The organism is Streptomyces sp. NPDC028298, from assembly GCF_055565895.1.
This window is the reverse complement of record NZ_JBVHTL010000002.1, coordinates 1291923-1304026: the sequence shown is the minus strand read 5'-3', so window position 1 is coordinate 1304026 and position 12104 is coordinate 1291923. Positions and strand designations below refer to the sequence as shown.

The window sequence follows — 12104 nt, the reverse complement described above, 5'->3', positions numbered from 1 at the left end:
GCACCACACTTCCAGGCGCGGAGGCATGGAGGCAGCTATGAGTACGACGACGTCAGACACCCCGGAGCCCGAGGGGACGGCTCCGGCGGAAGCCGGGCCCGAAACGGCGGCCGGGGGTGGCGGTCACCGGCCGGAGACCGCGGCCGAGGGAGGCGGTGGCCACCGGGCCGCGCGGCTCATCCACAACGAGGCCACCACCGAGATCCCCGTCCATCTGCTCTTCCGCGACGACCCCGACCCGGTGTCCGTGCCGCTGGCGCCGGCCGTCGTGGGCCGGCGGCGCGGGACCGGGGAGCAACCGCGGATCAGGCGGCCCGTGCCCGGCCCCCCTCCGCGCCCGGTGCCCGAGGCGGACCCCGAGCTGGTCGAACGGCCCGCACGGGTGCTGCCCGGAGCGGCGGGTGTGCTGGCCGGGGTCTGCGGGGTGGCCGGATGTGCCCTCACCACCTGGTGGGCCGGGCTCCTGCCGCCCTCCGTGCTGGCGGCGCTGGAGCTGCACGGGCGCGCGGGCACCGGACTCGGGCCCGCGCAGTGGGCCGCGTACGCCGGTGCGGGCGCGCTCGGTCTGTTCGGCTTCGGCGGTCTCGCCCGCGGCCGGACCGGGCGGGCCTGGGTGCTCGGTCTGTTCGGGCGCTACCGCGGCACGGTCCGGCGCACCGGTCTCATGTGGGTCAACCCCCTGGTGCTGCGCCGCCGGGTCGACGTACGGCTGCGGCACTGGCGCAGCGAGCCGATGTCCGTCGTCGACGCGAACGGGGTCGAGCTGAGGGTCGTCGTGCTCGTCGTGTGGCGCGTCAAGGACACCGCGCGGGCCACGCTCGCGGTCGACGACCACCGGACGTATCTGCGCGAATGTGTGGAGGCGGCCCTGTCGCGGGTGCTCTCCCAGCTTCCGGCCGAGCTGCCGCCCGCCGTGATCAGGGATCTGACCCTGCGCAACACGGACGCGGTCGGCGAGGCGCTGACCCGGATGGTGGCCGCGGACACGGCTCCGGTCGGACTGGAGGTGTTCTCCGCGCAGCCGACCCGGATCGAGTACGCGCCGGAGATCGCCGCGGTGATGCAGCGCCGGCGGATCGCGGCCCTGGACGCCCAGCACCGCGACAGCGTGCTGGGTTCGGTCGTCGACTCGGTCGAGGACACGGTGACCCGGCTGACCCTGCGCGGGCTGGTCGAACTGGACGACTACGAACGCAAGGCGTTGGTGAAGGACTTGACGGTGGCGTTCTGCACGGGGCGCGGGGAGGTCTCCTCGTAGGCGGCCGGGCGGGGCGGACAGGTTCGCTATTGGTATGGACATGTTCAACTACCCGCAATAATCTGACACTTGGTCTAGACCTGAAAATCGCGCGCACAGCTCACGGGAACATCCCCCACGTCCTCCAGGAGCGGCAGCATGCGCACACGGACGAACCACCTCCCCACCGGCCGGCCCCGCACCGGCCGGAAGGCCAGGATGTACGCGGCGGTGCTCGGCCTCGCGACGGCGGGCACCTTCGTGCTCTCCACCGGCGGAGCCGGCGCCCACGGCTACACCGACCAGCCCCTCAGCAGGCAGAAGATGTGCGCCGCGAACGGCGGCGTCGTGGCCAACTGCGGTGACATCCAATGGGAACCGCAGAGCGTCGAGGGCCTCAAGGGCTTCCCGGCGGCGGGCCCGGCCGACGGACAGATCTGCTCCGCGGGCCACACCAACTTCGGCCAGCTCGACCAGCCCAGGACCCCCGCGGGCACGGCCTGGCCGACGACCAAGGTCACGGCGGGCCAGTCCTACACGTTCCGCTGGCAGTTCACCGCCATGCACGCGACCACCGACTTCAAGTACTTCATCACCAAGACCGGCTGGAACCAGAACCACGCGCTGACCCGCGCGGACCTGGAGACCACCCCGTTCCTGACGGTCCCCTACAACGGACAGCGCCCCCCGTCCACGCTCACGCACACCGGCACCCTGCCCGGTGGCAGGACCGGACACCACGTCATCCTCGGCGTGTGGACGGTCGCCGACACGACGAACGCGTTCTACTCCTGCGCCGACGTCACGTTCTGACGACCGGGGCCCCGGCGGCCCGAGTTCTGAGCCTCCCTTGAGGCGCTCGTGCCCCCGGCGCGGGTATGTTCCCCGCACGCCGACTCGACCAGGTCGGCGTGCGGGGAAACGACATCGACCACCGGGGGACCGTCATGAGTGTGTTCTTCTACGCCCTGCCCAGCCTGATCATCGTCGTGGTGCTGATCGCGGCGGCCAGAATCGTGCGCCGCTCGCTGGAGCTGCGCAGCGCGTGGAGCAGCGGGCTGACCGCGGAGGCGCGCTGCCTGCGCTCGTACACGACGGTCAGCGGGGGCGGCAACGACACCTCCGTCACCACGACCCTGCACCACATCTTCGAGTTCACGACCCGCGAGGGCCGGGCGGTCCGCTTCGAGGAGGCCAACGGCCGCAGGACGGTCGTCGAGGGTGACATCGTCCCCGTGTACTACACCGCCTCGCACCCCGAGAAGGCCACGGCGCAGTCGCCGAGCCCGGGCAGGGCGGCCGCGGGCACCGTCGGCATGCTGGTGTTCCTCGGTCTGATCGTCAGCTTCTGCGTCGGCTTCATGATCACCTACCACCAGGTGTCCTCGGGCGTCGACGGGTTCTTCGGCGGGGTGTAGGGCCCGGCCCCGGTGCCGGCCGGGGCGCCTGCCGGGGCCGGAGGGCGTGCACGCCTCTCCTCATCTGACGGACCGTCAATTACGGTACGGCCTCATGGCATCCAGCAGGCGCACCATCGGCGAGCTCGTGCGGGAGCGGTGGGGTGACCACCGGCCGGGACTGTGGTTCGAGGGCCGGGTCGTCAGCCACCACCGGGTCGCGGCGGGCGCGGCGGCCCGCGCGGCCCTGCTCGCCGAGCTGCTGCCGTCCGGCGCGGAGCCGCACGTGGGGGTGCTGCTCGACAACACCCCCGAATACCCCCTGTGGCTGGGGGCGGCCGCTCTCGCCGGCGCAGCCGTCGCGGGGATCAACCCGACCCGGCGCGGACCCGAACTGGCCCGGGACATCCTGCACACCGAGTGCCGCGTCCTGGTCACCGAGCGGGCCCACCTGCCGCTCCTCGACGGGCTCGAACTCCCGGGCGTGCGGGTCCTGGTGACCGACACGGACGCCTACGCCGAGCTCCTGAGGACGTACGAGGGCGCGAAGCCGGACGCGGGCGGGGCGGGCCCGGACAGCCGCTTCCTGCTGCTCTTCACCTCCGGTTCGACCGGCGCGCCCAAGGCCGCGATCTGCACCCAGGGCAGGATCGCGGCGGCCGGCCGCTCGCTCGTCGACCACTTCGGGGTGCGCGCGGACGACACCCACTACATCTGCATGCCGATGTTCCACGGCAACGCCGTGATCGCCGACTGGGCCCCCGCGCTGGCGGCCGGTGCCGGCATCGCGCTGCGGCGCCGCTTCTCGGCCTCCGGATTCCTGCCCGACGTACGGGCCTGCGGGGCCACCTACTTCACCTATGTCGGCCGTGCCGTGCAGTACCTGCTGGCCACGCCCGCCCGCCCCGACGACCGCGACAACCCGCTGCGCCTGGGATTCGGGACGGAGGCCGGGGCGGTCGACGCGGCCGCCTTCGAGAAGCGCTTCGGAGCGCGGCTCGTCGAGGGCTACGGGTCCTCCGAGGGCGGCGCCGCCGTCCAGCGCGCGCCCGGCACCCCGGCGGGGGCGATCGGCCGGGCGGCGCCCTCCGACGACCTCGCGGTGATCGACCCGGACACCCGGCGCGAGTGCCCGCCGGCCGTCTTCGCCGCGGACGGACGTCTGCTCAACGGAGGCGACGCGATAGGGGAGTTGGTGAACCGGGGCGCCAGTCTCTTCGAGGGGTACTGGCGCAATCCCGAGGCCGAGGCGGCCCGGCGCCGGGGAGCGTCGCCCGGGGCGGGCGAGGGGAACGGCGGGGCGGGAGAGGGCTGGTACTGGACCGGCGACCTCTTCTACCGCGACGCCGACGGCTTCCTCTACTTCGCCGGACGTGCCGACGACCGGCTGCGCGTCGACAGCGAGAACCTCGCCGCCGCGATGATCGAGAACATCCTCGCGCGGTACGAGGACGCCGCCGCCGTCGCGGTGTACGCCGTGCCGGATCCGGTGGCCGGCGACCAGGTGATGGCGACCCTGGCCCTGAAGGCGGGCGCCCGCTTCGGCCCCTCGTCCTTCGCCGCGTTCCTGCTGGCCCAGCCCGATCTGGGCACGAAGATGGCACCCCGGTTCCTGCGGATCGTGGAGCGGATGCCCGTCACCGCCACCAACAAGATCCACCGGGTGGCCCTGCGGCGCGAGGGCTTCCGCTGCGCCGACCCGGTGTGGTGGCGGCCGCCGGGCGCCGCGGCGTACCGGCGACTCACGGCCGCGGACGTGGACGCCCTGGTGACCCGGTACCGGGCGCACGGGCGCGAGGAACTGCTGACGCGCTAGCCGCCGGGACGGCTTCGGAGCCGCCGCTCCGGTGGCGCGCGAGCGGGGCTCGTCCCGCGCCCGGTACCCGTACAGGTCCGGGGGCCGGTGACCTTCGGCCCGAGCGGTCGGGGTGATCCGGGTGGTCCGGGGGGAGTGACGGGGCCTTCGTCCTCGGACGGTCCCGGGAGAGGGGAGCGTCGTTCCGGACCGTCCGGGGTGGGTGGTGTCCGTCGCCGACGGTTCGCGGGCGGCCGGTGACATCCGGCGGTGTCTTGTGAACGGTGACGGCACGAGGCATCCCCGCCGCCTTCCGCGGGGAGGATATCCGGGCACGTGTGCCGAGGAGCCTGTGCGCCACAGGTCCGAGCCGAGGGAAGAAGGGTGTTGCGTTGCCTGATCCGGGTCGCGGACACGCAGGCCGCGGGGCGATGCCGCCCCGGCCCGCGTCCGCGCCGGTGACGCCGTCGGTGTCGCCGGTTCCGGGGCCCGGAGCCGGCCGGGGACGTGTCGTGCCCCCGCGCCCCAGGCCGCCCCCGGGAGGACCGCCGCCCCAGCCCGCCCGTGTGCTCCACGGGACGGTCGGACGCCCCCACCCCCACCCCCTCGACGGCACCTGAAAGGCCATCATGTCCCCCACGCATGACCCGCTCGACCGCGGACACAACGACGACCTGCTCGGGTTCGTCAGAGCCAGCCCCTCGCCGTACCACGTGGTGGCGAGCGCGGCGCAGCGCCTGGAGAAGGCGGGGTTCGCGGAGCTGCGGGAGCGGGACGAGTGGACGGCCGGAGCCGAGGGAGGCCGTTACGTCGTCCGCGGAGGGGCACTCGTCGCCTGGTACGTCCCGCCGGGCGCCCCCGCCGACACCCCGTTCCGGATCGTCGGCACCCACACCGACTCGCCGAACCTGAGGGTCAAGCCCACGCCCGACACCGGCTCGGCGGGGTGGCGGCAGATCGCCGTGGAGATCTACGGCGCGGTGCCGCTCAACACCTGGCTCGACCGGGATCTCGGCGTCTCGGGGCGGCTGGTCCTGCGGGACGGTTCGACCCGGCTGGTCCGCGTCGACAAGCCGCTGCTGCGGGTGCCGCAGCTCGCCATCCACCTCGACCGCACCGTCAACGAGGGGCTCGCCCTGGACCGGCAGCGGCACATGACCCCGCTGTGGGGGCTCGGCGGCTCCGCGCCCGGCGCGCTGCTCGGCCGGGTCGCGGACGAGGCGGGCGCCGACGTCTCGGAGGTCCTCGGCTGGGACCTCATGCTGCACGACATCCAGCGGCCCGGATACCTGGGCGCGGACGAGGAGTTCATCGTCGCGCCGCGCCTCGACAACCAGATCTCGGTGCACGCCGGTGTCGCCGCCCTGGTCGCGGCGGCCGGCTCGGAACGGCCGCCCGCCTCCATACCGGTGCTCGCCGCCTTCGACCACGAGGAGGTCGGCAACGAATCGGAGTCCGGGGCCGGGAGCCCCTTCCTGGAGCGGGTCCTCGGCCGCTCCGTGACCGTGCGGGGCGGCGGCCGGGAGGACTTCGACCGCGCACTCGCCGGTGCCCTGTGCGTCTCCTCCGACATGACCCACGCGGTCCACCCCAACTACACCGAACGGCACGACCCGGACCACCGTCCGCTGCCCAACGGCGGTCCGGTGATCAAGGTGAACGTCAATCAGCGGTACGCGAGCGACGGAGTCGGGGTCGCCGCCTTCGCCGCGGCCTGCGAACGGGCCGGGGTGCCGTACCAGCCGTTCGTCTCGAACAACGCGATGCCCTGCGGGACGTCGATCGGTCCGGTCATCGGGGCCCGTCTCGGTGTGACGACGGTCGACGTGGGGGTGGCCGGGCTGTCGATGCACTCGGCGCGCGAACTGTGCGGGGCCCGGGACCCGGAGCTGCTGGCACGGGTGCTGACCGAGTTCGTGGCGGCGGGACCGTCCGGGGGATGAGCGCGGGCGCGAGGCGCCCCGGACACGCGTGAAGGCCCCCCACTGACGTGGAGGGCCTTCACCAAGGTGCGCCGCCAGGGACTCGAACCCCGGACCCGCTGATTAAGAGTCAGCTGCTCTAACCAACTGAGCTAGCGGCGCATGACTCCCGCCTTCCGCTTCCGCGGCCGGCGACGAAGGAAATACTACCTGGTCCGCGGGGGTGCTTCCGACCAGCCGCGCGGACCACGCCCGCGGACCACCCGAGCGGGCCCGTACGGGCGATGCGGGCCCGCACGGGGGCTGCTCTCAGATCGCGAGGGACAGCAGTACCGGGGTGGCCCCGCGGTTCAGCGTGTCGGCGGCGCGGCGGAGCCGGTGGGCGTGTTCGACCGGGAGCGAGAGGGCCAGGCAGCCGACGGAGGAGCCGGCGGTGATCGGGACGGCCGCGCAGACCGTGCCGATCGCGTACTCCTGGAGGTCGAGCACGGGCACGGTGGCCGGCTGGGAGTCGAGACGGGACAGCAGCAGCCGCTCGCTGGTGATGGTCCGCGAGGTGAGCCGGGCCATCTTGTGCCGGGCGAGATGGTCGCGGCGGCCGTTGTGGTCGAGCTGGCCGAGAAGGCTCTTGCCGACCGCGCTGGCGTGCGCGGAGGAGCGGAAGTCGACCCATTCGTTGACCGCGGGGGTGGACGGGCTCTCCGCGTACTGGGTGACGTGCACCTCGCCGTCGATGTACCGGCTGATGTAGATCGCGGCGCCGACCGAGTCGCGGAGCCGGTCGATCGTGTGCTGGAGCTTGTCGCGCAGCGCCTGCTCGCGGCCGTGGGCGGAACCGAGACGGCCGAGGGCGGCGCCGGTGACGTACGCGCCGTCCGCGACCTGCTCGACGTAGCCCTCCCGGCGCAGCATGCGCAGCAGTACGGTCAGCCGGTCGGCGCCGAGGCCGGCCCGGCGGGCGAGTTCGGTCGCGGTGACGCCGGTGGTGTGCTGCGACACGGTCTCCAGGACGCGCAGGGCGTCCTGGGCCGAGTGGTACGGCGCGGTCGGCTCGTTCATCAGCGCCACGGTTTCCCCCTGCGCTTCATGGCCCGGCTCAAAAATGACGTCGGCCCGGACACCTGGGCTCACTACACGATAACGGTCAAGACGCCGTCTGTGGCGGTGCGTTGACGAGATTGGTGGTGCGCTCCACGCCTCTCAGCAGGAGCGCACCACCCTGGCGTATGCCAACGGCATGACGCTTCGGGCATGCCCCACGCGTCGGACCTCGCGCCTTGCGGTAAGCGCTCACCCTCGGCCCCTCGTCCGGCCGCCGATCTCAGAGGACCGCGCCGAGAAATTCCCTGGTCCGCTCGTGCTCCGGGTCGCTGAAGATCTTCTCCGGCGGCCCGGATTCGATGACATGGCCAGAATCGAACATCAGCACCTGGTCCGAGATGTCCCTGGCGAAATTCATCTCGTGGGTCACGCAGAGCATCGTGATGTCCGTGGTGTGGGCGATGTCGCTCAGGACGTCGAGGACGCCCGCGACCAGCTCGGGATCGAGCGCGGAGGTGACCTCGTCGAGCAGCAGCACCTGCGGGCGCATCGCCAGCGCGCGGGCGATGGCCACGCGCTGCTGCTGGCCGCCGGACAGCCGGCCCGGCCGCGCGTCGCACTTGTCCGCGAGGCCGACCAGGTCAAGCAGCCCGCGGGCCCGTTCCTCGGCCTCGTCCCGGGACAGGCCGAGGACGGTCACGGGCGCCTCGGTGACGTTTCTGAGCACGCTCATGTTCGGGAACAGGTTGAACTGCTGGAAGACCATCCCGATCTTCTTGCGGACCTCGCGGACCTGCTTCCCCTCGGCGGGGAAGAGCCGGTCACCGGCGACCGTGATCGTGCCCTCGTCCGGCCGGGTCAGCGTCATCAGCAGCCGCAGGATCGTCGTCTTTCCCGAACCGGACGGACCGATCAGCGTGACGTGCTTGCCGGAGTCGACGCGGAAGTCCAGCTCGTCGAGGACGGTGTTGTCCCCGAAGCGCTTGGTGACCTTCTCGAAGCGGATCAGCTCGCTGCCGTCCACCGGGGGATTGGCGAGGTCGTCCAGGGAGCTGGTCTCGGTGTTCGTGTCAGCGGACAAGGCGTCGCTCCAGGGCTCGCAGCAGCAGGGAAGCCGGGTAGGAAATGAGGATGAAGGCCACACCGATGACCGTGAGCGGCTCCGTGAACTGGAAGTGCTGCTGCGAGTACAGCCGCGCCTCGCCGAGCATCTCCAGCACGGTGATCGTCATCAGCATCGGGGTGTCCTTGAGCATCGCGATGACGTAGTTGCCGAGCGCCGGCACCACACGGCGGACCGCCTGCGGCAGGATCACGGCCGTCCAGGTGCGCCGCGCGGGAAGGCCGAGCGCCGTGGCCGCCTCCCACTGGCCGGGGGGCACGCCCTCGATGCCGGCCCGGTAGACCTGCATCGTGTACGTCGAGTAGTGCAGCCCGATCGCGATCACGCCGGTGGTCAGCGCGGAGAACGTGACGTTCCACTCGGGCAGCACGTAGAAGAGGAAGAAGAGCTGCACCAGCAGCGGGGTGTTGCGCACGAACTCGGTGGCCACCCCGACCGGCCAGCGCACCCAGCGCGTCGGCGTGCGCATCAGCAGCGCCCACACCAGACCGAGGACGAACGCGATCACCGAGCCGAGGGCCAGCGCCTGAAGCGTGACCAGCAGACCGTCCCAGAAGTGCGGCATGAAGTCGCCGACGGCACTCCAGTCCCAGGTCATGAGGCACCACCGATCGTCGTCGCCATGAGGGGTGTGGTGCTCATGAGGAGCGTGATGGTCATGAGGCACCTCCGGCCGCGCCGGCACCCGCGCCGGCCGTCGCGGCCCGCTTCTCCTCGCGGGCCGGCATGCTGTCCGGCGTCCTGCCGACCCCGGCCTTCAGCCGCTTCTCCAGACCGCGCATCAGCCGGGTGAGCAGGAAGGCGATGACGAAGTAGATGAGCAGGACGTACGTGTAGACCTCCGCGCTCTGCTGGAGGGCGAGCCGCACCAGGTTGGCGCTGAACGTCAGGTCCCCCATCCCCATCACGGAGACCAGCGCCGTGCCCTTGAGCAGTTCGACCAGCAGGTTGGAGAAGGGCGGGATCATCTCCGGCACCGCCTGCGGCAGCAGGATCAGCCGCATCCGCTGCCAGCGCGTGAAGCTGAGCGCGATCCCGCCCTCGCGCTGCGCCGGGTCGACCGCGGTCAGCGCGCCGCGCACGATCTCCGATCCGTACGCCCCGTACGTCAGCCCGAGCGCCAGCGTGCCCGCCCACAACGGGACGAGCTGCCAGCCGAAGGCGAGCGGCAGCACGAAGTACACCCAGAAGATCATGATCAGCGCGGAGGTGCCACGGAACACCTCGGTGTAGAGGCCCGCGAGGAAGCGGACGACCCACGACCCGGAGGTGCGGGCGATTCCTGCCAGGAAGGACATGGCTCCGGCCAACAGTGCGCTGAGGAACAGCAGTTGGACGGTGACCCAGATCCCTTCCAGGACGAGTTTCCAGAGTCCCGATGTCATCCGCGGCACAGCTCCTTCGCGGTCATGTCGGTCATCTCGGCCCTGGTGAAGCCGAACGGCCGCAGGATGCGGAAGAGTTCACCGCTCCGCTTCATCTTCCGCAGCTCGGCGTTGAAGGCGTCCCGCAGGCGCGTCTCCGGCGAACGGAACGCGAAACCGCCGCCGTCGACGTGCGGCTTGCCCTTGACCAGCGGGGCGAAGGCCTTGGTGCTCTCGGCCTTCGCGGACTTCCGCACCACCTCGCGGACGGTCAGCGCCGTCCCGGCGAAGACGTCGGCGCGCCCCGCCTCGACCGCGTTCAGCCCGGCCACCTGGTCGGGCACGATCAGGATGTCGCTCTCCGCGTACCCCGCCTCGACCGCGTACTGGATCTCCGCGTAGCCGGTCCCGGTCGCGAACCTGGCCTTCTTCGCCACGACGTCCCGGTAGTCGTGCAGCCCCTTCGGGTTGCCCTTGCGCACGATGAAGGCGTCGAGCATCTGATAGTCCGGGTCGGCGAAGATGACCTGCTCACAGCGCTCGGCGTTGATGTACATCCCGGCGGAGACGACGTCGAACTGCTGCGAGTCGAGCCCGGGTATGAGAGAGCCGAACTCGGTCGGCACCGGCTGGACGCGGCCGACGCCCAGCCGCTTGAACACGGCCTTGGCGAGTTCCGGCGCCTCTCCGGTGAGTTGGCCGTCCCGGTCGATGTAACCGAAGGGGATCTCGCCCGCGATGCCGAGCCGGACGACGCCCTGCGCCCTCAGCCGGTCGAGGAGATCACCGCCGTCCGTCGACGCCGCCGTGGCCACGCGACTGCAGCCGGCGGCGCCGAGCGCGCCGAGCGCCGCCACCCCCGCGAGCAGCGACCGCCGGGTCGTCCCGGACGGCGGTCTGTCGTGTCCCGTTGCGTTCGCACATGCTTTCCCAAGTGGTGGAGCCATGGGCGCGCAGCTACCCGGGTCCATGCGATGTATGCGGGCCGGATTCGTCCTTGCGGTGGCGGCCGTCGAGCTGTAAGGCCGTCGTCGCGGCGGCTTTCGGCCCGGTCCTTCCCCGCTCCGTCCCGCCGGGGCGGTTCAGTGTCCCGGCACGTATCCGCGCTTCTTGTCGACCACGTTCGACAGCGGCTTGCCCGCGGCCCAGCGCTCGTACAACTCCACGAACTGCGCGCCCAGTTCGTCCCTCCAGCCGACCGTGTCCCCGCTCATGTGCGGTGACACGATCAGACCCGGGAGGTCCCACAACGGGCTGTCGTGGCCGAGCGGCTCGTGCTCGAAGACGTCGAGGGCCGCGCCCGCGATCCACCGCTTCGACAGCGCCTCGGCGAGCGCCTCCTCGACGACGAGCTGCCCGCGCCCGACATTGATGAAGCGGGCCGAGGGCTGCATCATCCCGAAGCGCCGGGCGTCGAACATGCCGCGTGTCTCGGCGGTGAGGGGAGCCGCGGACACCACCCAGTCGGCGCGTGCCATCAGCCGGTCCAGCTCCCCGGGACCGTGGATCCCGGTGCGCGGGACGCGCCCCACCAGCGCCGTGGTGACGTCGAGCGCCTTGAGCGCGCGCACGATCGCCCGCCCGATCGGCCCCGACCCCACCACGCAGGCGCGGGTCCCGGCCACCCGCTGGGACTCGCGGTGCCGCCACTCGTGCCGGCGCTGCAGGTCCCGGGTCCGAGGCAGATCCTTCGCCATGGCGAGGACCAGGGCGGCCACGTACTCGGCGATCGGCCGGTCGAAGACGCCCCGCGCGTTGGTCACCACCGTGTCGGAGGCGGCGAGCTCGGGACACATCAGATGGTCCACGCCCGCGCTGGCCGTGTGCACCCACCGTGGCCGCCGGCCCCCGCCCGGCCAGGCACGGCGTACGGCCTGCGAGGCGAAGTCCCAGACGAGCAGCACGTCCGCGTCCGGCAGCTTCTCCGCGAGCGTGGACTCGTCGGCGTGCTCGATCCGCACCCGGCCGGTGAGCCGGCCCAGCCGGGGGAGCGGGTCGGCGTCCAGCACGAGCAGGGTCGCCGGAGCCGACGGGCGGGGCGCGCCGGGGGGCGTACGGGCGTTCATGGGGGAAACCCTTTCGCAAGGGGATCGACCACGCTCGCACCCGAACCAGCGGCCGTCAACACCGGCGTACCACGTCGTCCCCGGCCGGAGGCGCGACCGCGGAGCACGCGGCGGTCTCGGCCAACCAGGTGGAGAAATGGGCGGGGCTGCGCCAACTGG

General features: G+C 72.1%; 11 protein-coding genes and 1 tRNA gene. 5 read left to right on the top strand and 7 right to left on the bottom strand.

The window, feature by feature from the left end:
- The first annotated feature begins 37 nt into the window (after positions 1–37).
- The 5 genes from ACZ4TO_RS14200 to ACZ4TO_RS14180 all read left to right on the top strand — a co-directional run bounded on the left by ACZ4TO_RS14200 (position 38) and on the right by ACZ4TO_RS14180 (position 6372).
- Positions 38–1258 carry an SPFH domain-containing protein gene (locus ACZ4TO_RS14200; protein WP_385043714.1) on the top strand — a complete coding sequence of 407 codons (1221 nt, stop codon included), beginning with the start codon at positions 38–40 and terminating at the stop codon, positions 1256–1258.
- A gap of 138 nt (positions 1259–1396) precedes the next feature.
- Positions 1397–2050 carry a lytic polysaccharide monooxygenase auxiliary activity family 9 protein gene (locus ACZ4TO_RS14195; protein WP_382790001.1) on the top strand — a complete coding sequence of 218 codons (654 nt, stop codon included), beginning with the start codon at positions 1397–1399 and terminating at the stop codon, positions 2048–2050.
- A 134-nt stretch (positions 2051–2184) separates the two neighbouring features.
- The gene (locus ACZ4TO_RS14190) at positions 2185–2655 is read left to right on the top strand and encodes a DUF3592 domain-containing protein (RefSeq protein ID WP_382789999.1); all 471 of its coding nucleotides are present in this window, start codon (positions 2185–2187) and stop codon (positions 2653–2655) included.
- 94 nt (positions 2656–2749) lie between these two features.
- Positions 2750–4450, top strand: a complete 1701-nt coding sequence (locus ACZ4TO_RS14185) for an AMP-binding protein (RefSeq protein WP_468024267.1) — start codon at positions 2750–2752, stop codon at positions 4448–4450.
- 608 nt (positions 4451–5058) lie between these two features.
- Entirely contained in the window at positions 5059–6372 is a 1314-nt protein-coding gene (locus tag ACZ4TO_RS14180; protein ID WP_385043710.1) for a M18 family aminopeptidase, read from the top strand.
- A gap of 67 nt (positions 6373–6439) precedes the next feature.
- Here the strand turns inward: ACZ4TO_RS14180 and ACZ4TO_RS14175 are convergent.
- From ACZ4TO_RS14175 to ACZ4TO_RS14145, 7 genes are all read right to left on the bottom strand, one after another.
- A tRNA-Lys gene (locus tag ACZ4TO_RS14175) sits at positions 6440–6513 on the bottom strand.
- 147 nt (positions 6514–6660) lie between these two features.
- Complete coding sequence (locus ACZ4TO_RS14170) at positions 6661–7419, bottom strand: IclR family transcriptional regulator (protein WP_382789990.1); 759 nt, start codon at positions 7417–7419, stop codon at positions 6661–6663.
- Positions 7420–7672: 253 nt separating this feature from the next.
- Complete coding sequence (locus ACZ4TO_RS14165) at positions 7673–8473, bottom strand: amino acid ABC transporter ATP-binding protein (RefSeq protein ID WP_468024266.1); 801 nt, start codon at positions 8471–8473, stop codon at positions 7673–7675.
- Positions 8463–9113: an ectoine/hydroxyectoine ABC transporter permease subunit EhuD gene (gene ehuD / locus ACZ4TO_RS14160; RefSeq protein WP_468024265.1), complete on the bottom strand. Its 651-nt coding sequence runs from the start codon at positions 9111–9113 to the stop codon at positions 8463–8465. The genes ACZ4TO_RS14165 and ehuD overlap by 11 nt, the downstream gene beginning before the upstream one ends.
- A gap of 58 nt (positions 9114–9171) precedes the next feature.
- A complete protein-coding gene (gene ehuC / locus ACZ4TO_RS14155; RefSeq protein WP_468024264.1) occupies positions 9172–9900 on the bottom strand; it encodes an ectoine/hydroxyectoine ABC transporter permease subunit EhuC in 729 nt (242 codons plus the stop codon).
- Positions 9897–10826, bottom strand: a complete 930-nt coding sequence (gene ehuB / locus ACZ4TO_RS14150; RefSeq protein ID WP_382789980.1) for an ectoine/hydroxyectoine ABC transporter substrate-binding protein EhuB — start codon at positions 10824–10826, stop codon at positions 9897–9899. Before ehuB ends, ehuC begins: the two co-directional genes overlap by 4 nt.
- Positions 10827–10961: 135 nt before the next feature.
- The gene (locus ACZ4TO_RS14145) at positions 10962–11945 is read right to left on the bottom strand and encodes a D-2-hydroxyacid dehydrogenase (RefSeq protein ID WP_468024263.1); all 984 of its coding nucleotides are present in this window, start codon (positions 11943–11945) and stop codon (positions 10962–10964) included.
- Positions 11946–12104 lie beyond the last annotated feature (159 nt).